Raw genomic sequence first — 24,251 nt, 5'->3', positions numbered from 1 at the left:
CTATGAAAAATAGTGCAATTTGGATCGGCTGCATCATGCTGACCATTATTATAATCGTTATGTTTTTTGGACCATATTTACCTCATGTTGATACGACACTTGCTGAGTCTCGGTCAAGATGGGGGCTTGATAATCGGATTGAATTGCCGAAATACGCGCCATCGAGTCTGAACCTGCTAGGCTCCGATAAATCAGGCGTAGATAATTTCAGCAAGCTGATCCTGGGAACGAAAGAGACAATCATGATCATACTCGGAATCGCTCTCGTTCGCTACATAATCGGAGTTCCATTAGGTTTGCTGTCGTACCGCAACAAAGGCTTCTTCCATTCGCTTACGACAGGTTGGAATCAAATCTTCTCTTATTTACCTACGTTTTTCTCAGCGGTTGTTATCATATGTTTGCCGTTTATGCTATTTGGATCGTCTCGATTGTTCTGGGTTATTCTGACTTTGGCCATACTGGAGGCAGGACGCGTTGCTTACGTGACACAACAGCAGGCAAATAAAATTTCAAAAGAACTCTATATCGAGGCTGCCCATGCGCTTGGATTCAGTCCTTGGCGTATTGCCAAAAGCTATTATATGCCGGGTTTGATTCCTGAAATGATTGTTAATTTTTGCTTAGACTTAGGTAGGGCTGCGCTATTAGTAGGACAGCTTGGGATCTTGGGTATTTTCCTATCACAAGATTGGGTTGAGACGCATGAATTTACAATGGAATTTTTGAATACTAGCAATAACTGGATCAATCTGCTCGCAGATTCCAGATTCGATATTTATTTAAGCAAGTTCTCGTTTGTATTCTTCCCTGCCGGAGCTATCATGTTTACGATTCTTACTTTTAATGTATTGGGTGAAGGCTTAAGAAGACATTATAATAGACGCGGTTATAGGAGTATGTAAATCAAATGAGAATGATTGAATGACAATTTAAAACAACTAGAAGCGTTACAATTACTCAGCTGTTAAAAGCAAAGGATTGTAGCGCTTTATTTATATCATAATTCTACAAATTCAAATTAATGGAGGCGCTATGAAACTAAGAAGAAATATACTTGGGACATTTGTAATTACGGTTATTGCAATGATCGGTATTATTCTGATCGTTCTCTACCCTCGCAATGCAGTTAACGTACGTATGAATAATACTGGAATCGAACCACCCACAACAATGGAATTATACATAGAGAATATTAAGAATTTCTTTCATGAAATGTTTGTAAACCATAGTCTTGGCAGATCACGTGATGCTCTAATTCCAACAGGTGAAGCTGTTATGTCCGCTATGGGGCGTAGTATTGTGATTATCTTGCTAGCTCTTGTTATAGGAGTCGTGGTTGGGACATTAAAAGGCGTGATGGACTATAAACTTTCCAAAACAAAATTCAATCTATTGGGCAATTGGAGCACATGGTTAGTTCAATCGATTCCCGATTTTATGTTGATTCTCATCATCCAATGGATCGTGATTCGCTATGTGAGATGGATCCCCTTTTTTCCAAAGGGGCATTGGACAGATTTCATCGTGCCAACTATCTTAGTCTCCATTTATCCAGTCATTTATATGGCGAGAATTACGAGTGCTTCCATTGCGATGCAAGAGGGACAAATGTATATTCAAGTAGCTCGTGCGAAAGGCATAACGGAACGGTTGATTTTATTTAAGCATATACTCAAAAATAGCATGTCAACCCTATTAACACATATATTGCCCTTATTCGGTTATATATTATCCAATTTATTGTTCGTTGAGATTTTCACGAACTATCCGGGTGCTGCCTCTCGATTATACATGGCGATAAGTTACTTTGAGCCTGGTGTCATTATTGGAATCTCTTTCTGTTTCATGGTGCTACTGTTTATTTTTCAGGTGATCAGTCAGATTGCTAAACATAAGCTAGATCCAAGATAGAGGAAAGGGAGTATGAATATGAAAAAGATGAAGAACATGACATTATGGATTGGCGTATGCATGCTTGCTATCATTATCATTGTAATGATTTTTGGACCTTATTTTCCTCACGTAGATGCAACATTAGAGGGTTCCAGAAGCAAGTGGGGAGCAGATGGTAAAATAATGGTGCCAAAATACCCTCCATCCGAATCCAACCTACTTGGTTCAGATGGTATTGGAGTCGATAATTTTAGTAAGCTCATACTAGGTACACGCGATACGATTTATATTATTTTTGGAATCGCCATTATTCGTTATTTGGTCGCTATTCCCCTAGGGTTATTATCGTATCGAAATAGAGGCTACTTCCATTTTCTTACGACATTCTGGAATCAGATTTTCTCCTATCTTCCTACTATATTCTCTGTTGCCATTATTTTTACGCTTCCTTTCATTTCTAATAATATCTCACCAACCCGTTTGATATGGGCTGTTCTTATTGTTGCGTTAATCGAGGTTGGACGAGCTGCCTACGTCATTCAACAACAGACAAGCAAGGTTTCCAATGAGCAATATGTTGAAGCGGGTCATGCACTGGGGTTAAGTCCTTGGCGGATGATAAAGAGTTATTATATGCCCGCACTACTGCCCGAAATGATCATTTATTTCTGCATTGATTTAGGCAAAATCACCTTATTAATTGGACAGATGGGCGTGCTGAAAATTATTATTAAAGTTAATAAAGCAATTTGGGATGCAGGGATGGGAATCCGTAATGGTAGTATCGATTGGGTTAGCCTACTTTCCGATTACGACCTTCGCAGAAACATCTATGTCAGCAATTTTGACTTTGTTCTTTATCCTGCTGCTGCTATTATGTTTACAATCTTGACTTTCAATATATTAGGTGAAGGTCTTCGCCAATATTTTAATCGACGTGGAAATAGCCGTACAATATAAATTACTATATTTAAAGGAGAACTCAAATATGAAACTACAAGCTATTCAAGAACTATCTGATCGCCTAAAGAAAAATGTCGCTAAAGTTATTGTTGGTAAGGAACATGTCGTTGAGCAATTGGTCGTTGCGCTTATAACATCTGGCCATGTGCTTCTAGAAGATGTCCCTGGAACAGGTAAGACCCTACTAGCCAAAGCTATTGCCAAATCGCTTAATGGGGATTTTAAGCGTATTCAATTCACACCTGATTTGCTGCCATCGGATTTGAGTGGCTTGCATTACTATAACCAAAAAACAAGCGATTTTGAGTTTCGCCCAGGCCCGTTATTTGCGAACATTGTTCTCGCGGATGAGATTAACCGCGCAACGCCTCGTACACAATCCAGCTTGCTTGAGTGTATGGAGGAACGACAAGTGAGTATAGATGGGGAAACAATGCGGCTTGCTCGTCCATTCCTTGTGATTGCGACACAGAATCCAATCGAGAATCAAGGGACATTTCCTTTGCCGGAAGCACAACTAGATCGTTTTCTTCTGAAAATTAATATGGGTTATCCTTCTACAGCGGAAGGAGTCGAAATATTGCGCAGATTCAAGGAACATAATGTGCTTGAGCAGATTCAAGCCATCGTGGATCGGGAAGAGTTAATTGCGGCTCAAGATCAGTACTCTTCCGTATTTGTGCATGAAGATTTATTAGCCTACATCGTTGCGATTGCAGAGAAGACAAGACAGCATCCAGAAATTCAGATCGGGGTTAGTCCGAGAGGAACGCAAGCTTTACTTAAGGCTGCACAAGCTCATGCTGTAGTGAAGGGTAGAGATTATGTTTCACCGGATGATATTAAGGCAATGGCAGAGCCTGTCCTTGCGCATCGGCTTGTCCTGTCACATGTTAATAGACTTGCTAGTAATCAAAGCGGAACACTGATCGGGCAGATTCTTGGCATGGTAGCTGTACCTGCTGAAGAAATTATTCTGTCAAGGTAGCCTCTTATGGGTATTCATTGGATCATCCTTGTTGCATTAGTTGTGATAATAGGTCAAAGGGCACTGTTTAGACGATGGTCACTTACAAAGATTGAGTATCATAAAAGCTTTGATCGTACAGAATGTTATGCGGGAGACGAGATAGAATTAATTGAACGGATCTCCAATCGGAAGCTGCTGCCAACACCATGGCTTCGTGTGGAAACGATGATGTCCGCTCATTTGCAAATGGCCGGGCAAGCTGATATGGCCATAGATTCGGGAGAAATCATGCAGAATCATATGAGTCTGTTCAGTCTGATGCCCTACACAGAAATTACTAGAAGGCATCAGGTGAAGTGTTTAAAGCGAGGTTATTATTATCTTAATTCAACTACAATAACGAGTGGCGATCTTTTAGGAATAGTAGAAGTTCATGAGCAGCTCTATGTCAATTGTTCAATCCTAGTCTATCCACTTCCCATACCTGTTGATGAAATTCCGCTGCCTTCGAGTAAATGGCTTGGTGATTTGCTCGTGAGAAGATGGATTGTGGAGGATCCTTTCTTTATTCAGGGGGTGAGAGAATATCAAGCTGGCGATCCGATGAACAGTATCAACTGGAAAGCAACCGCTCGCAGCGGGAATCTTCAAGTGAATAGTCGAGCTTTTACAGCGGATCATAAGCTAATGATTCTATTAAATATCGATGATAGCACCACGATGTGGAATATCGTGACTAACGTAGAGTTAATCGAGAAAGGCATCGTTTATGTCGCTTCCTTAGTAGATTATGTCATGAATAAAGGAATTGCTACGGGATTTGCTTCCAATGGGAGATTAGTTGACGGACCGCTGAGAACGCCAATTCAAATACCGTGTCAAACTGGACTCTATCACCAGCGATCGATCATGGAAGCATTGGCCAAGCTGGAATTGAAACGCAGTTTTCCATTCGAGGATTTGTTAGGGAATATCGGAAGGTCATCGGATAGCAGTACGGATTGTCTTATTATTTCTGCCTATACGAATAAAGCGATCGAAAAAGAGATCCAGCGATTGCGGAGTATGGGGCATACCGTCGACATGATCATGCTGAAGGATAAGCAAAGTAAAGTGATGGAGGACCCTTATGATGGAATTACAGCGTCCTAGCTTAAGTATGCTGCTGAAACGGATAACTCATAGCATTCTGTATGCAGGCATTGAGCTCTTAATGTTTGTCCCGTTCGTGATCATTACTTATCTTATATTGTCACCTGTTTCATTAGGGACTTGGGTCGTATTGTTATGGACGTCCTATTTATGTGGTGCTCTTGTGGCTGCAATTCGAATCAGTCGGGCTATATGGTTCTATGCTTTATTGCTCGTGATCAGCATCCTATTGGTTGCATTAATAACATCCGTATCATTTGGATTGGTAGGGATTCTAATGGTAGCTTTATGCTGCTATCTTATCTATCGTGGCACACAAATGATTGTATATGAGTGGGATTCTATTTTTCCTCCAACAGCATTCGTGATTGGTATCATCTGTTACTTTGTAGCTTCGATCGCTTCAGTCTTTTCAATTGACTTGGAGCCTTATAAGAACCTGTTTTTATGGACAGGTCTAGCGAGTCTAATCGTTACCCTGTTTCAGTTTAATCAACAGCATTTACAGAACAAAACACCTGGAAATCGCAGGGTATCCCGTACAGTTGTGAGCAAGAATCGACTATGGACATTCATACTCATTGGTTTAATTGTATTCTTTTCATTTGTTTATGTCTTAGATCAAATCGTGAATTGGATGCTGCAAGGCGCTGCGTATCTCGCCCAATTATTGGTTTCTTGGCTCTCTACCAATTATGTACCTGAAAGTCCACCCATACAGGATTTTAGTCCGGTGGAAGAAATGCCGCAGCAAGAGGAACTATCTCAATGGGGCGACGTTATATTGTTCATTTTTGTTGGGATCCTTATCCTGATCTTCTTATTTCTATGTTATATTCTATTTCCAAAAATTCGAGAAGCGATAAATCGATTCATTCAATTTATCAAAAGGCTGCTAACCGGAAAGAATAAAATCTATTTGAATAGCGGTTATCATGATGAGAAGAAACAGTTACAAGCGTGGGAGGATATTCGATCATCCGTCTTTCAATCGCTGAAAAATAAATGGAATAATCTGATGAAACGAGAGCCTAAATGGTCGGAACTCACGAATTGGCGTGAACGAGTAAGGTGGATTTATAAGCATAAAGTGATAGATGCTATTGGCAAAGGGTTTAACTATCAAAAAGAGTTGACACCTGATGAAACAATGAAAGCCATCGTGAAAAGACAAGTATTTGATAAAGAAATAAATGAACAAGAATTCATTGAACTAGCTAACAGCTACAATAAAGCCCGTTATGGAAATGAGCATGAATCTATGAGCGATGATCAAGTGATCAGATTGAAGAAGTAATTCTATGAAAAATTAACATTATTAGGAAAGTAGATTCGCTGATTTCGAGTAGTTTTGTTTCATAGGCGCATGGTATAATCGCATGGTGAGGTGAATTTGGTTGTATGTATAGCACAGAATTGTATATGAATGAAAAGCTTCAAATGATAACTTACGTTCTAAGTTCAGGTTACAAAGGATCATTCCCAGCTACTGTCAGACAAGCCAAAGAGATTTTTAGATGCTTTGAACAAGGTCAGAAGATCGTTTTTAACGTTGGGGATGAAACATATGCGATTAATCCTGATCATGTCGCGTCAATGCATGTTCATGGGTTAAATGAAGCAAGCAAATCCGTTAATTTGCCTCTGGATGATCAGCAAGATGAACTAGCCAAAGCCTATCATAATGCGCTAGACTTATTTAAAATTGAATGTAAATGCTCTGCGACTTATGTGGTCAATATCAAGAAGGATACAGAGTATGGCAAATGCAATGCATGCAAAGAGAAACTATTCGTAGACCGCTCAAAAGGTAGAGTACCTACGTATAAAGGCGATGCATGGATTATGACCAATAAGACATCTGTTCGTTAAGAGAGCCAACTCTTAATTGATCAGGTATCTGCGAAGAGGGTGCCTCCCGAAAGTGATCAATGACTTTCGGGGAGCACCCTCTTCGTGTGTATAAAATAGATATTTATAAGTAATTAAACAATTTTTTGGGAAAATGATCTTTTTTTGTTATACTAATGTACACCATTAAACATCTAAGATGAGAAAGAGGTACGCAAGTGGTAGCATGGCTGGATCAAATTATTCGTACAGGAAATACCATTCTATGGTCTTATGTCTTAATTATTGTGTTAATTGGATCAGGGGTCTATTTTACGATTCGCACACGATTCGTCCAGTTTCGCCTCTTCGGCGAAATGATCCGATTGCTTGGCAAGGAAACTACAGGAAATAGAAGTAATAAGAAAGGCAGCGTTTCTTCTTTTCAAGCATTCTGTATAGGGACGGCATCAAGAGTAGGTACTGGTAATATTGCCGGAGTTGCAATCGCAATCTCGTTAGGTGGTCCAGGTGCTGTTTTTTGGATGTGGGTCATCGCATTGATTGGGGGAGCCTCCGCATTTGTTGAGAGTACATTAGCCCAAATCTATAAAGTTCGAGATGGTCAGGTATACCGTGGTGGTCCTGCTTATTATATGGAAAAGGCTCTTAATAAAAGATGGCTGGGCGTCATTTTTTCCATCTTGATAACGATCAGCTTTGGATTCGTGTTTAACTCTGTTCAAGCGAATACCGCTGCGCTTTCTTTTGAAGCAGCTTTTGGAATTCCGACGGATGCGTTTGCAATCGTACTTGCCATACTTGTTGTCATTGTTATATTTGGCGGTGTCAAAAATGTTGCTAAGTTGTCATCCATCATCGTGCCAGTTATGGCGATTCTCTACATCCTAATTGCTTTGTACATGATTGTTGTTCATTTTACTCGGATTCCAGAAGTCATCTCCTACATTATTGGTAGTGCATTTGGCTGGGAGCAGGCGGTAAGTGGGGGAATAGGTGCTGCGATGATGGAAGGAATTAAACGGGGGTTATTCTCCAATGAAGCGGGGATGGGATCAGCCCCTAATGCCGCTGCAACTGCAGAAGTGACTCATCCTGTGAAGCAAGGGCTGATTCAAGCTTTGGGTGTTTTTACGGATACGCTACTGATTTGTAGTGCTACAGCTTTTATCATTTTGTTCGCAGACATTCCCGAAGGTATGGATCTAATGGGGATTCAGTTGACGCAATACGCATTAACAAGTTCAATGGGGTCTTGGGTGTCAGGGCTTCTTGCTGTGATGGTGTTTATGTTCGCCTACAGCTCGATCATTGGAAATTACTACTATGGTGAAACCAATATTGAATTCCTTAATGGCAGTAAAATGCTCCTGTTCTGCTATCGAATCATCGTCGTAGCGATGGTAATATTTGGTTCACTTGCGCAAGTACAGGTGGTATGGGATTTAGCTGATTTATTTATGGGTTTAATGGCGCTTCTGAATTTAGGCGTTATTCTAGTGCTTGGACGCATTGCTTTTGCAGCACTTCAGGACTACATGAAGCAGCGCAAAGCTGGCAAAGATCCACAATTTGTCGCAAGCCATATAGACGGACTTACAGGTGCAGAATGCTGGGAGGACCATTAGTAAGTACTGATGTCATCTGCTCATTAAAAATAGTATGATAAGGGTACTAAAGGAGTTGTTGACATTGAGACATCTGTGGAATGAACAGCATTTGGTGCAATCGGATAACTGTGATTACAAGCGAGATTGTAAACTATCCACTTTACTTGAATGGATGCAGCGTGCTGGCGATGCGCATATTGCAAGTTTAGGCGTATCTTTAGAGAAATTACTTGCACATGATATGGCATGGATGCTGACTACGATCGATCTGGAGCTTACGCGCATGCCGCGATATGGTGAAGAGTTCGAAATTGAAACGTGGAATAAAGAACCGAAGGGCGTGCAATGGTTGCGCGATTTTCGCTTATTTGGAGAAGGGCATGAGCAGATCGGACAAGCTAGAACCGTATGGGTGCTTGTCGATCTGAATAAACGTAAAATTCTTCGCTCATCTGCGTTTCCATTTGAGGTTGCGGCCAATACGACCGATTCAATTGGCGATGCGCCAGCTCGCGTATCGATCCCGGCGGAAATTCCACTTGAGGAAGCCTATGTGTGGAAGGTTCGTTACAGCAGTATAGACATGAATGGGCATTTGAATAATGCGCGATTTGCTGATATCTGTTTAGATGCATTGACTACAGCAGAGCTGGATGCTGGACTGAACCGATTCCGGATCACCTATTATCAGGAAGCTATCATGGGTGAAGAAATAACGATTCTCCGTTCCGTCCACTCGGGGTCAGAGATATATATTCGGGGAGTCTCAGCAGAAAGTAAAGTGTTTTTCGAAGCAATGATTAGTAGGGAGGCTCATAAATGATAGACACATGGGAATACAAAACATTAAAATTACATACCAAAGGATTCTTTGGAGGCAAGGTGGATCTGGCTGAGTTTGAGAATGAACTGAATTCGCTAGGCAGTGCAGGTTGGGAACTTATTTCTTGTTTTGATACAAGTATGTCGCAAGGCGCATCGCGTGAGATCGTATGTGTATTTAAGAGAAAAAGATAGTTTTATAGAATAGTTCAGCTACGAGTTAAAGCCCTTGACCAGGAGGTCCAAGGGCTTTTATATAGGCTTCTATCGAAATGAACGATTGAACTTACGCAATAATTCTCCGAATTTCATGCGGTCATCTTCAGACCATTCATGAAGCACAGTCTTCATTTTATTTATTCGTATTGTTTTGTAGTCAAGATATTCTTGCAATCCTAATTCCGTTATTTGCAAGGAATAGGCTCTTCCATCATGAGGATCTGGTATTCGATATAAGAATTCTTTCTGCTCTAAAGCAGCGGCTTGCCTGCTCGCTGTTGAAATATCCAATTGAAATTCATCTGCTAATGCTTTAACACCAGCAGGACCATGTGATGTTATGTGATGCAGGAATAAATAAGCAGAACGGTCAAGCATACCGAGACTTTTACTACTGGAAGTCATAGAAGTAACACGGCGAACAAGAAAAGCCATTTCTAGTTCAATCGTTTCATGTGATGATTTCTCCATTATACCCACCTTCATCATGTAATGTGATCATGAACTTCTTCAATGGTAACATACTAGCACCGAGATTGACATATACCTATATAGTTGTATAATACAATTAATTAGTTGTATAATGCAACCATATGGATAAAAGGAGTTATGAATACATGTCATCACAAAATAATGTAAGCAATTGTACATCAACCGCATTACCTTTATCATCAGAAAAAACCAGCCTTCTTAATCAACCAAGAGCTGTCTGGGCTGTCGGATTTGCTTGTGTAATTGCATTTATGGGTCTAGGACTTGTTGATCCGATTCTGCCAGCGATAGGTAAGCAATTAAATGCTTCGTACAGCCAAGTGTCCCTATTATTCACTAGCTACAATGCGGTTATGGCAATTGCGATGCTTTTTACTGGATTTATTTCATCAAGATTAGGAATTAAGGGCACACTACTTACTGGGATCGTTATTATCGCGATTTTCTCAGCGTTAGGTGGTATGTCGAGTGGCATATGGGAGCTTATTGGTTTACGCGGAGGATGGGGACTAGGAAATGCGCTTTTTGTCGCTACGGCATTAACGGCGATTGTGTCATTATCTAAGTCTGGCGTAGCGCAAGCGATTATTTTATACGAGGCTGCGATTGGTTTAGGTATTTCCATTGGTCCACTGCTCGGTGGTGAACTAGGCGCGATCCATTGGAGTGGTCCATTCTTTGGGGTAGCTGCATTAATGGTTATTGCATTTCTGAGCTTATTCATTATGATGCCGAAGGCGCCCAAGAAGAGTCCAGAAGCTGCAGCGCACAAAACGAATATACTAGATCCTTTTCGTGCAATGAAGCATCGAGCTCTTGTCGTATATGGTCTTACAGCTTGCTTATATAACTTTGGTTTCTTTACTTTAATGGCTTATGCACCATTCGTTCTAGGATTAGAAGAGCATGGGTTAGGATATGTATTTCTGGGTTGGGGACTGCTCCTTGCCATCACTTCCGTATTCATGGCCCCTAAGCTGCAAAAGAAATTTGGAACGAATAAATCCATGATGATCATGCTGATTCTGTTTGGACTTGATTTACTGGCTATGGGAATTTGGACATCGACTCAATGGCTTGTTATAGCAGCAGTTGTATTTGCGGGTGCTTTACTCGGAAATAATAATACACTAATTACGACAGCGGTTATGAACGCAGCTCCTGTAGAACGTTCAACAGCATCCGCAGCTTACAGCTTCTTGCGGTTTATAGGCGGAGCTATTGCACCATTCGTAGCAGGCAAGCTAGGTGAAACATTTAATTCACATGTTCCTTTTGTAGTGGGTGGTGCTTTTGTTATGATGTCTGTTATTTTCTTGGCTCTGAATCAAAAACATTTGAAGCATATCGATTTAGCGGCAAGTCATTAATCATGAATTTAGCCCGTTCCTACATAAGGAGCGGGTTTCAACCATTAATTGATAAAATCAAAGTTGTATACTTATTAAAAAAAATAGTTTATAATTCCTACTAAATAAGTCGTATTCTTATTTTCATAAGAATTGCGATGAAAAATGTCACCCAAATGATGAGTTCTGTGAATGCTTGCGCAAAAATTCACGTAGTTATACATGTACCTTGCCATAGGTCCAACTATTTCTTGAACTCTTTGGGTTTGAGAATTTTAACACAAAGGAGAATTAAACATGTCAGAAACTGTTACTGAAATCAAGCCTGAACAAGTCAATGCAAACAATTTACCTAGTCAAGAACAACTCGATATCGTTAGTCAGCTGCTAAAACCAGAGGTTCAAGAATCTTTAACTGCTCTTGTTACTCAGTTGCCTAAATTGACTGAACTCGTTAATATTTTGACGAAATCATATACTTTTGTACAAGGTGTTGCGACTGACGAAGTATTAAAGAATGATGCCGTAGGAGCGATTAAAGAAATGGCTGCTCCTGTAACTGAGTCCGTAAAAAATATGGCTGCGAATGTAATTGAGGCTAAAGATCGCGCAGAAGCTAGCACTGAGGTGATCGGATTATTTGGTTTGCTCAAGATGGTCAAAGATCCGCAAGCTCAAAAGCTATTCCGCTTTTTGAATGCTTATCTTCAAGTTGCTGGAGAACGTGCAAATAACAAATAGTATCTACTTTCATTGATGAACGGAGGAACAACGATGTCCAAACATATAGTTATTCTAGGTGCAGGTTATGGCGGTCTTCTTGCCGCTCTTAATATTCGTAAATACATGAATAAGGATGAAGCGCGTGTAACTGTGGTAAATCAATACCCAACACATCAGATCATTACTGAACTGCACCGTCTTGCAGCAGGCAGCATTGCTGAGAAGGCAATTGCAATGCCTTTAACAAAGTTATTTAAGGGATTAGATATCGATCTTATGATCGGTAAGGTTGAATCTTTTTCCGTTGAAGAGAAAGTTGTCAAAATGGCAGACGGTGCAAAACTAACTTATGATGCTCTTGTTGTAGGTCTAGGAAGTAAGACAGCTTACTTCAATATTCCAGGACTTGAACAGTACAGTATGGTGCTTAAATCAGCTGAAGATGCGAACCATATCAGTAAGCATATCGAAGATCGCATTCGCATTTATGCTGAGACTCGCAATGAAGCGGATGCAACAATCCTTATTGGTGGCGGCGGTCTAACAGGTGTTGAGCTTGTTGGTGAAATTGCAGACCAATTGCCGAAGTTAAGCAAAACTTATGGTGTTGACGCAAAAGAAATTAAGCTATTGCTAGTTGAAGCTGGTCCTAAGATTCTTCCAGTTTTTCCTGATCACTTGATCGAACGTGCTGTGGCAAGCTTAGAAGCTCGTGGCGTTAAATTCTTGACAGGTCTTCCTGTAACGAATGTTGACGGTAACGTTGTAGAGCTTAAAGATGGACAGAAGATCGTTACGAATACATTCGTATGGACAGGTGGCGTTCAAGGAAATCCGCTAGTTGGAGAGTCAGGTCTTGAGGTGAACCGCGGTCGTGCAACTGTTAACGATTATCTGCAATCCACATCTCACAAGGATGTATTTGTTGTTGGGGATAGTGCAGTTGTATTCGCGGCTGATGGTCGCCCATATCCACCTACAGCTCAAATCGCTTGGCAAATGGGTGAACTCGTCGGTTATAACCTGTATGCATTCTTGGCTGACAAAGCGTTCGAAACATTCGAACCTGTAAACTCAGGTACACTTGCAAGCTTAGGCCGCAAGGATGCTGTTGCAACGATCGGTGCTAATGGAACTTCACTTAAAGGCTTGCCTGCGACAATTATGAAAGAAGCAAGTAACGTTCGTTACTTATCGCATATCAAGGCTCTCTATACACTCGCTTACTAGAACAAGGCTGTGAGCTGGCGTCGGTACTTTACCGGCGTCAGCTTTTTGTTTTGCGTTCTCGAAATGGGGAAAATAATACAAAATTCTACAGTATTCAGGAAGGTATATCATTTTTTTCGTCAAATAGTAATAACATACTAATTAACTGAAGGGATGAAATATGAAATGAAGATTCTTGATCACAACAAAGCGAGTAAATATTTTATTATCGGATTGATGCTCATATTGACTTTAAGCATTTTAGGTTGTTCCTCAAATAAGGACCCGGTACAAGCTACCCAAGCTTCTCCAACTGCAAAAGTTGAGATTACTGCAGAAGAAAAAGCTAAAATTGAAGCTGAAGCCAAAATAAAGGCAGAAGCTGAGGCAAAAGCGGCTGAAGAAGCGAAAGCTAAAAAAGAAGCTGAAGATAAAGCTAAGAAAGTAGCTGAAGCTAAAGCAAAGGCTGAAGAAGAGGCAAAAAAGAAAGAAAATTTCGAAAAAACAAAATACGCTAATCACGCACAATTAGCAATTCCCGCCATTACCGAAGATGCAGTAGAATTGAATCAAAAAACCTATGATTTTATTGTAAGCAATTATAAATTATTTCCTGCACAAGATGATGCGGATATAAAAGCTGCCAAGGACATGACTGACAAATCAATTAATGCTAAACTCCTAAACAAGAATGCTGCCCCCTATTTTGATAAAATGGCTAGCTTCAGTGGCACTGTAGTTACAATTGAAGAAACTCAGCTTGAAGATAATACAACCCTGGCAACTTTGCACGTCATGGACGACAACGGATTCTCTTATCAATTGTTACTTTACAAATCCACTGGTGATATCCTTGAAGAAGATGATGTTCGATGTTGGGGAGTACCTGTAGGACCATGGTCATTTGCAAATGTATCCGGCGGCTATACAAATGTTCAATTCTTTCTGGGTTCCCATGTTGAAAAGTTGAAGTAAAGAACTTTCGATTAAATGAAAAACATACTATAGGCCATCCATTTACGGGTGGTCTATCTGTTAATTAGCCTGCGCAATAAAAACAAGTGGTGATGCAATGATATCAGGTAGCATAAAAATACCCCTAGAAATCATCGGATAAACCAGTGGTTTATTCAATGCCCATTCTAAGGGTCACTTCAGATCTGAAATGAGGGTTATTTATTTACAGTGGCAAATCACGCTTACGGAATAAAATAATGGCAAGCGCAATCGATACGAGACCAATCGCTAATAAAACAGTATACGATGTGAGAAGATCCGCCTTCCCGTTAATAATATCACCAGGTTTATAAAGGGTGAAGAGCGTGATGCTTTTCATCCAATCAAGCTTCGTACTGAGTTTACCAATTAAATCTAGACTGAAGAATCCGAATGTAATAAAGCCTGCAATACCTAATGCTTTCTTTTCATCATTTGCGAGAGAGGATATCAAGAATGTAATTCCTCCGACTGCAAAGAATAGCAGAAACGCAGAGATATTCATCTGAATAAAACTGGTCGTGTCAAACTCAAATCCTTCTAGAAACCATGCATTACCAGCAAGACCTGCTACAGTTGTAATGGCAATGATCAAGAACAGTCCGGTTGTCATAACGAGCGCTTGCGTCAAGGCAATCTTGACTCTTGTCGTTGGGCTAGACAATAGATAGGCCATCGAGCCTTGATCTACTAGTTTAGCCATGAGCTGAGTGGATAACTGGACACATACAATAGAAAGAATAAGAACAAGAATTAATCCGTAGTATTCCCCTGAGATAAATGCTTCCGCAGTACCAAAACCGTTAAGACCGAATGCTCTTCCGATCCCTTCAGGCATCGATTGAACAACGGAGTCGATTGCTTTGGCGTTCTGGGCAATACCCGGATATAACCAGAACATGAGAAGGATATAGAAGGCGGAACCAAGTGAATAGTTCATGAATCCCTTCAGGTTAACTTTCATCATCTGCTTATATAAAGTCATATTCATTGTGATATTCCCTCCCGATCATAGTAATTCATGAAGATATCCTCAAGATTTTGGGTAAAAATATCAATATTCCGTATGTTATATTTGGCTGTCTCTTCTATGAATTGATTATAATTGCCTTGGATCGCAACCCTGACCAGGTTCCCTTCATAGGAAACAATTTGTAAGCCAGCGTGACGGAATGCATCTGCGTCAGCCTGGTTCTCGAAAATAACATCGAATAGCTTGCGCTGCATGGATTGAAGCTCATGGATATTGTTAATCGCAAGGATCTTGCCATCCTTAATAATCGCAGCCCTGTCGCAGGTACGTTCGATTTCTGGGAAGCTGTGTGAAGATAACAGGAATGTTTTGCCTCGGGCTTTCTCTTCAAGTACAAGCTCGATAAATACTTTCTGCATGAGAGGGTCAAGACCGGATGTTGGTTCATCTAGAATATACACCTCAGGGTCATGCATGAATGTAGCGACAATTCCGACCTTCTGCTTCATTCCCTTGGACATTTTACGAATTGGCACATTGACATCGAATTGGAATCGGTTGATTAAGCTATTACGTTTAGACAAATCTTTGATCTTATGCATATCCGACATGAAATCAAGAAATGCCTTGCCCGTCATACCTTCGATAAACGCGATTTCCCCAGGTAGATAACCCATGAAGGATTGGATCTTGCCCTGCGTCTCCCAAGTGTTCAGTCCATTAACCTCAACATAACCTTGATCGGGCTTCATGAAACCCATGATATGACGTATAGTCGTTGATTTACCCGCGCCATTGGGACCTAAGAAACCAAAAACTTCCCCTTTTTCCACCGAAAAGGATACATCGAAAATCCCTTTGCCATTCGAAAATGTCTTCGTCAATTGCTGCACGGTTAACATACCTACACCTCCGGGAATGAAAAAAATGAAATATTATGAGCTATATATTTCATATGTTATAATATACCTGAACCAAATTTTCGTCAACGATATTTTGAAATATTTTAACTAAATGATTTCATTAATTTCATAACTATCTATGAGTAGGGTGGACACGGCTATGAACGGTTTTGAAAAAAGAGCGAAAAGCATCAAAACGAAAATTATGAGAACGACGTTGGAAATGCTGCGAACATCGGATCCAAAGCGAATTCGCATTGCGGATATTTCCAAAACAGCGAATGTGTCGCAGGTGACGATTTATAATTATTTTGGTAGTAAGGAGTTGCTGCTTAGGGAAGCGTTTATCAGCTATGTGGATAAGGCGCTGCTAGACTTTGAGGATTATATGAATGAGGAACGTTTGCTGAAAGAGCGAATTGAATATATCCTCTTTCTTGAGAAGGAATCCTTTAAGGAATTTCCACCTCGCCTCATCAAAGAGATGTTATTAAATGATCATGAGCTAGCAAAATATGTTGAAGTGCAATATCAGAACAAGAAAATTCCGATCATTACTCAAATGATTGAAGAAGGCAAAAATAGCGGCGAAATTTCAGATGATGTTACAACTGCAAATGTACTTGCTCTTATTCAATTGTATATGAATCAGTACGAAATGATGCTGGGACTTGCAGAGCAAAGCGGAGATATGGATGCATTTTTTGAAGGCATGGTTCATATGCTCTTCTACGGAATATGTGGTAAGCCATAATGAAATGGATAAAAGCTACAAAAGGGGTACCAAGAAGTCATGATTAATGATGACTTTCTTGGCACCCCTTTATGCTGGAAAGCACGAATGCTTATTTGCCTTGGCGCTCGAATCTTTGAACGATTTCAATGATGACTTGTGCAGCCTTCTGCATGTTATCGACGGAGACATACTCGAACTTACTATGGAAGTTCTCTCCGCCGCCGAAGATATTAGGTGTCGGCAGACCCATATAGGATAGCTGAGAACCGTCTGTCCCACCGCGGATTGGCTTGATAATAGGCTCGATATTAAGAGAACGCATAGCATCACTAGCGATATCAACAATTTCAATTACAGGCTCAATCTTATCCCGCATGTTGTAGTATTGATCATATAGATTAAGCTCAAGACGAGATTCACCATATTTCTTCTTGTATTCCTCGACAATGCGTTCGATATTTGCTTTCTTCGCTTCGAATTTCTCACGGCTATGATCACGGATAATGTAGTACATTTTGGTTTGTTCAACATCACCATTGATCGATAGCAGGTGGTAGAAGCCCTCATAGCCTTTCGTTAATTCAGGAGCTTTTTCTTCTGGAAGCTCTGCATGCAGCTTCATCGCAATTTTCATGGAGCTAATCATTTTGTTTTTAGCATATCCTGGGTGTACATTGGAGCCTTTAATGGTGATCTTAGCAGCAGCAGCGTTGAAGCTCTCATATTCAAGCTCACCAAGCGGACCGCCATCCATCGTATACGCATATGTAGCATCGAATGCCGCAACATCGAATCTGCTAGGTCCGCGACCGATCTCTTCATCTGGTGTGAACGCAACGCGTACACGACCATGTTTAATTTCAGGATGCTGAATCAGGTACTCCATTGCTGTCATAATCTCCGCAATACCCGCTTTGTCATCAGCCCCAAGCAGCGTTGTACCATTTGTTGTGATCAGAGTATGGCCTTTGTATTTATGAAGCTCCGGAAATTCCTTGTTCGTGAGTACAACACCCAAGGCTTCATTAAGCACAATGTCATTGCCATCAAAGCTGTCAATCACTTGAGGCTGCACATTCGTACCCGTGAAATCCGTTGCCGTATCTACATGCGCTAAGAAGCCGATTGTTGGGACTTGCTTGTCCGAATTGGATGGAAGAGTTGCCATGACATAGCCATTCTCATCGATCGTAACTTCTTCCATTCCAATTTGCTTTAATTCTTCCACGAGCATATTCGCTAATACTAGCTGTCCTTCCGTAGTTGGACATGTCTCGCTATCCTCATTAGATTGCGTATCAATTTTAGCGTACCGAACCAAACGTTCGATTAGTTTATCCTTCAACTTTGATCACTCCTTATGAATGTATAGATTCATTATAATATAGACTCCTGCCTAATAAAATTCTTCTTTGGAATTTTTGCTCAAAACTCTAACGCTTCGTCAGAAACGATCCGCCCTCGTAGCTGCTTTCGCTATTTGGCAAGCGCTGATTATTATTTTGAGCCGAAATTGCCAGGCAACTTTTGCGGAAAGTAGGTATAGCGGGGGGCAAAGTTTACGTGTCTCCTTTGAAATCGATATTGTTACCATTAAATAAATTAAGAAGAATTCGATTTCAACAGAGACTTGAACCCGTTATACCGAATTGCAGCAAATAGTTGCACAAATATCATGGCGAAGTATAAAAAATCGCGTTTTTGTCATATAGTTTGATTTTTGGGTGACAGGTAGAATGTAAATGTACTAATCAGTGAGTTGTGAATTTAACTCGGTTGACAGGCTGTTAATTGGATGACTATCAGGCCTCCAATTTAGTTTATAAGAATTTAATACCATGAAAACTAGGGAGGATGAGCATGTCGTTAGCACAAGCAGAGAAGTCATATCAAACAAAGCCCAAGAAGCAGCCAAAGGCAAGCAAAGGCTTCACTTCAAGATTATTGAAGCAATGGGACATTCAAATGATGGTGTGGCCTGGACTTTTACTCGTATTTGTTTTCTCATACCTGCCTATGTACGGGTTGCTGACCGCGTTCATGGACTACAGTATTTTTACTGGTTCAAAAATTTGGAATAATCCATGGGTTGGCTTCAAGCATTTTACGATGTTTTTTAATGCGCCAGAGTTTGGTACGGTTATGCGGAATACGGTCGTTATCAGTTTTCTGAAGTTTCTGATAGGTTTTCCCGCTCCGATTATATTAGCTCTTATGCTTAATGAAGTGCGGCATATGGTCTTTAAGAGGGCAGTTCAGACAATTACCTATTTGCCTTATTTCTTTTCTTGGGTTATCGTTGCTGGCCTTACCATGAGCTTGCTATCCACTGAGAATGGAAGCATCAATATTTTACTAGGGAAGATTGGAGCGATTGACGAACCGATTAATTTTCTCTCCATTCCAGAGTATTTTTGGGCCATATTGGTTTCAACTAATGTGTGGAAAGATATTGGCTTTAATTCTATCGTGTTCTTGGCAGCGATTGCTGGAATTGATCCACATTTGTATGAGGCAGCAGATATGGATGGGGCTAGTAAGTTTAGACAAATGTTTACGATTACATTGCCTACGATCATGCCTGTCGTTACGATTTTTATGATTCTTGCAATCGGTAGTTTGCTAAGTGCAGGTTTTGAAGATATCTTGCTGCTCGCAAGCAACCCTGTATTAAGGCCAGTATCCGATGTTCTTGATACCTACGTCTACCGTGTAGGACTAGGAAGTCAGCGATATTCATACGCCGCTGCGGTGGGGCTGTTCAGAGCTGTGATTAGTATTTCATTGCTTACACTAGCCAATTTCATTGCTCGCCGATCTGGTAATAGTCTATGGTAGAGTGTCTAAATAAACAATATGAATGGGGAGGCAGACTGATTTGATACGTTTAGGCTTTAGCGATCGAGTAATGGTTGCATTCATATATGTCTTTCTAATTCTGCTATCCTTCTCGTCACTTTATCCCTTTTGGAACGCTTTAGTCGTTTCATTCAATTTAGGATCTGACACGGCAATAGGTGGTGTAACGTTCTGGCCAAGAAAGTTTACGCTGGAAAACTATCAGATTATTTTGAATGATACAAGACTCCTTAATGGTTTCTTCATATCGATCAGTCGTACTGTGGTCGGTACGATCAGCGCAATCCTTGTAACAGCGATTGTAGCATATGGGTTGACTAGACCCAATCTTATGGGACGCAAGTTTTACACGTTATTCTTCATCTTTACGATGTATTTTAGCGGGGGATTAATTCCATCTTTTCTTCTGAATCGGTCCTTAGGTTTGATGAATTCATTCCTTGTTTTCATTATTCCCTCATTAGTAAGTGTGTGGAATATGATTATATTTCGTACCTTCTTTAAGAGTCTTCCTGTTGGTTTGGAAGAATCTGCTCAGATTGATGGTTGCAGCAATTGGGGGATTTTTTTCCGAATTGTACTTCCATTATCAGGACCGGTCATTGCGACTCTTAGCTTGTTTACTGCAGTTGCGCAATGGAATGATTGGTTTTTAGCAAGTATTTACATTACGAGTGACAGCCTAATACCGGTTCAGACGATATTACGGCAAACTTTGAATTCGAATGTTCTTTCTGATCAGTCAGCGCTTCTCGACACTGCCTCATTAGCCATTTTGGAGTCTGCACGAACGGTCACAGCCAAGTCTCTACAGATGGCAATTATGATGGTCGTAACGATTCCGATTGTTCTCGTATATCCATTTGTGCAGAAACATTTTGTCAAAGGTGTAATGATTGGATCTCTAAAAGAGTAGTTGTTACCTTGTTTTAAGGCGTTTATCGCTTTGAAAATAGCAATTAATAATGAGAGGGGTAATATGGAGCATGATAGTAAAGAAGAAACTAACGTTGCTGACTTTTACAACTATTCTTGCAGTGTCAACATTGCTAGCTGGTTGCAGCAGTAACAATGCTGGTGGCAGTGCATCATCGGCACCTTCAGAAACACCTAAAGTAGCGAAAGCACCTTCGAGCAGTCCCGGTGCAGAAGCTGGTGACAAATGGGTACTAGGTGCCAAGCCTTTGAGTTTCACCGCATATTCCCATTATGGGGATATAGACTTTCCTAAATGGGATAGTAAACCTGCAGGTAAATGGTTGAAGGAAAATAAGCAAGTTGATATTACAATGATCACAGCAAACGGTCTTCATGAACAAAAGCTTAGCACTATGATTTCTTCCAACGATTTGCCAGATATGATTTGGACGCAACGCGATGATCCAATGGTTGAGAAATTACGCTTAGAAGGCAAGCTTGTTGCATACGATGATTATTTAGATAAATACCCGAATCTCAAAACATGGATGGGTGACAATCTAAACTTCTTGCGTGCTGATGACGGTAAACTGTATCGCTTTCCTAACTGGTACACTGGGCGTCCAGCTGGTAATGCAGGATATGTCGTAAACAAGAAAATCTATGAAGAGTTAGGATCACCAAAGCTAGAAACTACAGATGATTTATATGATTATTTAGTGAAAGTAAAAGAAAAGTATGGCAATTCCATTACTCCACTTGAACTGCATATGGGTCAGAACGTTCAAGGCTTTGGCGTAATTTATACAGCTTTCGGTGAAGGGACTTTGTATTCCTACTTGAATAGAGATATTCGTGGAGTACCAAAGGACAATAAATTAACTTCCCTCTTCACAGATCCAGTTTTCCGTGAAGCACATAAATATCTTTCAAAGTTATTTAGAGAAAAGTTGATTTCACAGGATGCATTCACGCAAACGCAAGATAATGTTAAAGAAAAAGTTCTAGCGGGAAGAGTTGCTGTATATGCAAGCTCAAGTCCAACAGTATTTGCCATGGAAGGTCATAATGTTCTAACTAAGAATGATCCAAATGCTGGTTACTTTATGATTTGGCCGATTCATAAGGCTGGTTTGGACAAAAATAAAATCTATCCTGGTACGTACACAACCTTGGGTTGGAATGCAAGCTACATTACAACAGCAGCTAAGGATCCGGAAGCCATCTTTGCTTTCCTTGATTATATGACAAGTCCAGAAGGTATGAACCTACAATTCTTTGGGCCTGAAGGTGAGTATTGGAAAGGTTTTGATGCCGATGGCAAGCCTAACTTCACTGACAAATACAATGCGGAAGAAGTGGCTAAGCTTCAAAAAGAGAATGATGCCATTATGTTTGCGGGTAACACAGGATATATCGATCCTGCCAAGATGAAATTGGAAGCCGCTCTTCCTCCTGAAAAACAAAACTGGAGCGCGCGTTATCAAAGTACAATTACTTGGCCGACACAATATGACGTAACTGAATTCATTCAAATCAGCCCATCACCAGATTCTGAGTTAGGTATTATGCAGAAGAGCTTTGATGAATTTTTCCTTCAAGTATACGCGAATGTAATCACCAATACGAAGAGCGATGCGGAAGTTGATCAAGTTCTTGATAAGGCTGAGAAAGATGCTCAAGCATTAGGCTATGGCAAAATACTAGAGTATCGCACACAAAAATGGCAAGAAAATAAAGCGAAAATTGCAGGAAAAAAATAAGACGATTAGCAAGAGATACCCCTTGGTGGATTAGAAAATCTATCAAGGGATATCTCTATTTCTAGTTTTGGCGTAGGCTGTTCATCAAATATTTGGTAATATAATGGCTGTGGACGATACTAAACAGTGAATTTAGGGGGTAATTCAAGTGAATCGGGAGAGGAGAAAGCTCATTCTGTTCGTTTTACTTCTGATTTCAATATTAATCCTAGTAGCATGTAGTCATGCTATTAGCCAAATTACTCCAAATGAAGCTGTTCCAATTAAGGAGACGAGCGAAGAAAGTGTCCCGTCTGGCAGCGGATTTTATGAGTTCGGGAAGGAACCTCTGAATGTAACATTTTATGGCCATTACAGCTACTACAATATGCCGAAGTGGGGCGCTGATCCATCGTCTAAGTGGATTCAAGATCATCTGAAAATTCACGTAACTGGGATTAGTCCAGAAGGTAATGGCGCACACAAGCTGCAGAAGATGATTGCTAGCAAGAAGCTGCCAGACATTATATGGGGACAAAGAGATTCCGACTTGGAGCGATTGCGTCAAGCAGGTCTGCTTGTTCCATTAGATGATTATATCGACAAATATCCGAATCTCAAAAAATGGGCTGGACCCAAGGTGTTGAATTTGCTGCGTGCAGAGGATGGAAAAATTTATTATTTTCCGAATTATTATACAAATCAACCCAATGGCAATGCGGGATATGTGGTTAACAAAAAGATATATCGAGAGCTGGGCTCACCCAAGCTCCAGACGACCGATGATTTATATAACTATTTACGACAAGTGAAGATTAGTTATCCAGATGTAGTCCCATTTGAAACAGGTCTTGCAAAAGAAGGACATGGTATCGATCAGCTATTCTCAGCGTTCAAGGAAGATAATTTTAGTTTTACGCGAAATTATGCTGTGACAACTGGCGATAAGATGACTTCGATCTATAAAGATGAAGGATTTCGAGAATCAGCAGCTTATGTGGCAAAGCTTATGCGAGAAGGCTTAATGACACAAGATGCATTAACGCAAAGCGAACAGCAAGTATTTGATAAGCTAATGAATGGCAAGGTTGCCATATTCGCCAGTGTTGATCCGATGAAAATGGCCGTGATGGCAAATGCTGAGCTATCCAGGTTGAATCCAGACGATGGGTACTTCTTCATTGATCCGATATACAAAAAGGGGTTAGATCCAAGTCGGATTTATCCAGGTACTTACAATATTTTAGGATGGAATGTAGCAACAATCACGACCAACGCCAAGAATCCTGAAGCTATTTTTGCCATGCTTGATTGGATGACAGGTCCTGAAGGCTCGGCTATTCAGATGTGGGGTCCACCTGGGCCAGATGGCTATTGGGATGGATTTAATGAGGATGGCATTACGCCTAGATTTACAAGCAAATATAGTGAAGCCCTTGGTCTCGCTCAGATTCAATCGATATCTGGCGATATGATATGGGTAGGCAACACAGTATATATAGACCAAACCAAGAGTGCCTATGAAGCAACATTGCCGGAAGAAAAGCAGAACTGGTCAACGTATTGGCAGCGCAAGGTGACTTGGAAATCGCAAGGGGATGCAACACCATTCATTAACCTGCATCCAATGCCGGATACGCAAGAAGGGCTAATCTATCGAAGGGTGAAGGAGATCTGGATTAAAGCTAGAGCAGATGCGATGTTTGGGATGACGGATGAGGAAGTTTTCAAAATCCTGGACAATGCGCATAACGAATCGATGGCGATCGGGTTTGGGCAATATTTGGACTATATTACAGCTAAATGGCATTCAAATTTACATGTGCTTAATTCGCAATAAGGACCACATTAACTTCTATTTAGGAGGAA

At 40.6% G+C, this 24,251-nt stretch carries 23 protein-coding genes; 19 read left to right on the top strand and 4 right to left on the bottom strand.

Going from position 1 to position 24,251, the window contains the following annotated elements; genetic code table 11:
• The first annotated feature begins 2 nt into the window (after positions 1-2).
• From E0485_RS17950 to E0485_RS17905, 10 genes are all read left to right on the top strand, one after another.
• Entirely contained in the window at positions 3-905 is a 903-nt protein-coding gene (locus E0485_RS17950) for an ABC transporter permease (protein ID WP_132419448.1), read from the top strand.
• A gap of 130 nt (positions 906-1,035) precedes the next feature.
• Positions 1,036-1,914: an ABC transporter permease subunit gene (locus E0485_RS17945; protein WP_132419447.1), complete on the top strand. Its 879-nt coding sequence runs from the start codon at positions 1,036-1,038 to the stop codon at positions 1,912-1,914.
• Between the two features lie 18 nt (positions 1,915-1,932).
• Positions 1,933-2,856: an ABC transporter permease gene (locus E0485_RS17940; protein WP_235857616.1), complete on the top strand. Its 924-nt coding sequence runs from the start codon at positions 1,933-1,935 to the stop codon at positions 2,854-2,856.
• A gap of 28 nt (positions 2,857-2,884) precedes the next feature.
• Entirely contained in the window at positions 2,885-3,847 is a 963-nt protein-coding gene (locus tag E0485_RS17935; RefSeq protein WP_132419446.1) for an AAA family ATPase, read from the top strand.
• A 6-nt stretch (positions 3,848-3,853) separates the two neighbouring features.
• Complete coding sequence (locus E0485_RS17930; protein WP_132419445.1) at positions 3,854-4,981, top strand: DUF58 domain-containing protein; 1,128 nt, start codon at positions 3,854-3,856, stop codon at positions 4,979-4,981.
• Positions 4,959-6,278, top strand: coding sequence for a hypothetical protein (locus E0485_RS17925; protein WP_132419444.1), 1,320 nt, complete (start codon positions 4,959-4,961; stop codon positions 6,276-6,278). The genes E0485_RS17930 and E0485_RS17925 overlap by 23 nt, the downstream gene beginning before the upstream one ends.
• Positions 6,279-6,382: 104 nt before the next feature.
• Positions 6,383-6,853 carry a hypothetical protein gene (locus tag E0485_RS17920; protein WP_132419443.1) on the top strand — a complete coding sequence of 157 codons (471 nt, stop codon included), beginning with the start codon at positions 6,383-6,385 and terminating at the stop codon, positions 6,851-6,853.
• Positions 6,854-7,050: 197 nt separating this feature from the next.
• Positions 7,051-8,460, top strand: a complete 1,410-nt coding sequence (locus tag E0485_RS17915) for an alanine/glycine:cation symporter family protein (protein ID WP_132419442.1) — start codon at positions 7,051-7,053, stop codon at positions 8,458-8,460.
• A gap of 64 nt (positions 8,461-8,524) precedes the next feature.
• Positions 8,525-9,265, top strand: coding sequence for an acyl-[acyl-carrier-protein] thioesterase (locus tag E0485_RS17910; RefSeq protein ID WP_132419441.1), 741 nt, complete (start codon positions 8,525-8,527; stop codon positions 9,263-9,265).
• Positions 9,265-9,459: a DUF4177 domain-containing protein gene (locus E0485_RS17905; RefSeq protein WP_132419515.1), complete on the top strand. Its 195-nt coding sequence runs from the start codon at positions 9,265-9,267 to the stop codon at positions 9,457-9,459. Before E0485_RS17910 ends, E0485_RS17905 begins: the two co-directional genes overlap by 1 nt.
• A gap of 69 nt (positions 9,460-9,528) precedes the next feature.
• On the opposite strand, the gene E0485_RS17900 is transcribed toward E0485_RS17905, so the two are convergent.
• Positions 9,529-9,954 (bottom strand): MarR family winged helix-turn-helix transcriptional regulator, encoded by a 426-nt coding sequence (locus E0485_RS17900; RefSeq protein ID WP_132419440.1) that lies wholly within the window; start codon positions 9,952-9,954, stop codon positions 9,529-9,531.
• Positions 9,955-10,100: 146 nt separating this feature from the next.
• Between E0485_RS17900 and E0485_RS17895 the strand changes: the two genes are divergently transcribed.
• From E0485_RS17895 to E0485_RS25350, 4 genes are all read left to right on the top strand, one after another.
• Positions 10,101-11,345, top strand: a complete 1,245-nt coding sequence (locus E0485_RS17895) for an MFS transporter (protein ID WP_132419439.1) — start codon at positions 10,101-10,103, stop codon at positions 11,343-11,345.
• A gap of 276 nt (positions 11,346-11,621) precedes the next feature.
• The gene (locus E0485_RS17890; protein WP_132419438.1) at positions 11,622-12,065 is read left to right on the top strand and encodes a DUF1641 domain-containing protein; all 444 of its coding nucleotides are present in this window, start codon (positions 11,622-11,624) and stop codon (positions 12,063-12,065) included.
• A gap of 33 nt (positions 12,066-12,098) precedes the next feature.
• Positions 12,099-13,277: an NAD(P)/FAD-dependent oxidoreductase gene (locus E0485_RS17885; RefSeq protein ID WP_132419437.1), complete on the top strand. Its 1,179-nt coding sequence runs from the start codon at positions 12,099-12,101 to the stop codon at positions 13,275-13,277.
• 165 nt (positions 13,278-13,442) lie between these two features.
• Entirely contained in the window at positions 13,443-14,231 is a 789-nt protein-coding gene (locus E0485_RS25350) for a hypothetical protein (RefSeq protein WP_207911011.1), read from the top strand.
• Positions 14,232-14,436: 205 nt separating this feature from the next.
• Here E0485_RS25350 and E0485_RS17875 read toward each other — a convergent pair whose 3' ends face one another.
• Both E0485_RS17875 and E0485_RS17870 read right to left on the bottom strand, forming a co-directional pair.
• Complete coding sequence (locus tag E0485_RS17875) at positions 14,437-15,243, bottom strand: ABC transporter permease subunit (protein ID WP_132419436.1); 807 nt, start codon at positions 15,241-15,243, stop codon at positions 14,437-14,439.
• Complete coding sequence (locus tag E0485_RS17870) at positions 15,240-16,127, bottom strand: ABC transporter ATP-binding protein (RefSeq protein ID WP_132419435.1); 888 nt, start codon at positions 16,125-16,127, stop codon at positions 15,240-15,242. The genes E0485_RS17875 and E0485_RS17870 overlap by 4 nt, the downstream gene beginning before the upstream one ends.
• 160 nt (positions 16,128-16,287) lie before the next feature.
• On the opposite strand from E0485_RS17870, the gene E0485_RS17865 reads away from it, so the two are divergent.
• On the top strand, positions 16,288-16,881 hold the full coding sequence (locus E0485_RS17865) for a TetR/AcrR family transcriptional regulator (RefSeq protein ID WP_132419434.1): 594 nt from the start codon (positions 16,288-16,290) through the stop codon (positions 16,879-16,881).
• Between the two features lie 91 nt (positions 16,882-16,972).
• On the opposite strand, the gene pepT is transcribed toward E0485_RS17865, so the two are convergent.
• A complete protein-coding gene (pepT, locus tag E0485_RS17860) occupies positions 16,973-18,208 on the bottom strand; it encodes a peptidase T (protein WP_132419433.1) in 1,236 nt (411 codons plus the stop codon).
• Positions 18,209-18,723: 515 nt separating this feature from the next.
• On the opposite strand from pepT, the gene E0485_RS17855 reads away from it, so the two are divergent.
• From E0485_RS17855 to E0485_RS17840, 4 genes are all read left to right on the top strand, one after another.
• Entirely contained in the window at positions 18,724-19,701 is a 978-nt protein-coding gene (locus E0485_RS17855) for an ABC transporter permease (protein ID WP_132419432.1), read from the top strand.
• Positions 19,702-19,741: 40 nt separating this feature from the next.
• A complete protein-coding gene (locus E0485_RS17850) occupies positions 19,742-20,638 on the top strand; it encodes a carbohydrate ABC transporter permease (RefSeq protein WP_132419431.1) in 897 nt (298 codons plus the stop codon).
• Positions 20,639-20,708: 70 nt separating this feature from the next.
• Positions 20,709-22,403: a type 2 periplasmic-binding domain-containing protein gene (locus E0485_RS17845; RefSeq protein ID WP_132419430.1), complete on the top strand. Its 1,695-nt coding sequence runs from the start codon at positions 20,709-20,711 to the stop codon at positions 22,401-22,403.
• A gap of 148 nt (positions 22,404-22,551) precedes the next feature.
• A complete protein-coding gene (locus tag E0485_RS17840) occupies positions 22,552-24,222 on the top strand; it encodes an extracellular solute-binding protein (RefSeq protein ID WP_132419429.1) in 1,671 nt (556 codons plus the stop codon).
• Positions 24,223-24,251 lie beyond the last annotated feature (29 nt).

It is taken from the genome of Paenibacillus albiflavus (assembly GCF_004344915.1).
Taxonomy (GTDB): Bacteria; Bacillota; Bacilli; order Paenibacillales; family NBRC-103111; genus Paenibacillus_AM; species Paenibacillus_AM albiflavus.
The sequence above is the reverse complement of the archived record's forward strand: the minus strand, read 5'-3'. Positions and strand labels throughout refer to the sequence as shown.